The sequence below is a fragment of the Streptomyces sp. NPDC002130 genome, from assembly GCF_040296465.1.
Classification (GTDB): domain Bacteria; phylum Actinomycetota; class Actinomycetes; order Streptomycetales; family Streptomycetaceae; genus Streptomyces.
In genome coordinates, this window is the sequence record NZ_JBEOXI010001020.1 from 1 (window position 1) to 1,217 (window position 1,217).

Annotated in this window: 1 protein-coding gene and 1 pseudogene; both read left to right on the plus strand. The window is 61.8% G+C overall.

All coding sequences use genetic code 11. The features are described from left to right. Positions 1-573: MlaD family protein (locus tag ABT116_RS47995; RefSeq protein WP_351647797.1), on the plus strand; the 573-nt coding region annotated here is incomplete at its 5' end. Further along, positions 530-742, plus strand: a pseudogene (rplD, locus tag ABT116_RS48000) (50S ribosomal protein L4); the annotation flags it as partial. The gene ABT116_RS47995 and the pseudogene rplD, both read left to right, overlap by 44 nt. Between the last annotated feature and the right edge of the window lie 475 nt (positions 743-1,217).

Genomic DNA, 1,217 nt, shown 5'->3' on the forward strand with positions numbered 1-1,217 from the left:
GGATCACCCCGCTGGAGTCCGACCGAAAGCACCTCGTCAGCCAATGCCAGCGGGCTCTCCGACACAGACCCCGTCTATGTTGCCGGGGTTCCCGCGGGCCGAGTGGATTCGATCGACCTTGCCGGCGACCACGTCGTCGTCAACTTCCGCTTGGACAAGGACCAACCCTTGGGAAACCAAAGCACAGCGACTGTGAGACTCAAGACGGTCCTGGGCAAGCGCTACCTGGAGATCGTGCCGGCCGGCGTGGTCGACGACTCCGACGGGCGAGTCATTCCGCTTTCCCGCACTACGGTGCCGTACAGCCTCGACGACGTCAGCAGTGACGCCACCAATGCTGCCACGGGTGTCGACCTAGCGGCGATGGAGTCCATGATGAACACCCTTTCGCAGGTGATTCCCACGGATTCCGATCAGGTGGGCCGGGCTCTGGCCGGAATCAGCGGCGCCTCGGCTGCTTTCGCGCAGAATGGTGAGCAGATCGACCAGATTCTCAGCATGTCCCGCGAGCTGTCGGACATGGCTGCGGCCCAAGAAGATGAAGGCAGCCGCTCTTCGCGGAGCCCTCTCTGACCGCGCACGCAACGAGCGCATCCACGTCATCACCGAATTGGTTGCAGGGCAGACGCCTTCGACCAAGGGCGCAATCGCGTTCCTCGGCGAGATCTCGGATCGCAAGAAGCTGCTGCTCGTCGTGGGTCGCCAGGATGTAGCCGCTTGGAAGGCCAAAATCGGTACGCCCGCAACGGCTGAGAGCATGGAAGCACTTCGAACGGAACGATCGAGCCGCCCAAGGAGCACCCGGACGCCGACGCCGACGACCAGGCCACCGACGAGGCCGAACAGGGACATCATCACGAGATTCGACCCCCCACTGGCATCTTCGGCGTTGGCCTCGGTGACCACCTGTACAGACGTATTCGGACGTCCACCACCGTTAGGGGTCTCCAACTGCCCGACATATTGTGCAAAATTCTTCGCATACGCATTGGCGATACCGGCCGATCCTTCGGCCGTCGAATCCGTGACAGAGACTTGCAAGAGCACGGTTTTCTCCACTGCTGCCGCCGAAACCTGCGAGGCCAACTCGTGTCCGCTCATTGGAAGACCCAGGTCGTCGATCACCTTGACTGCGAGATCGTCGCTCGAAAACAATTGGGCATAGGTCGCCGCTCGTTGTTGAGAAAACAGATCGCCCTGATAGGCGCCGGCCGAGT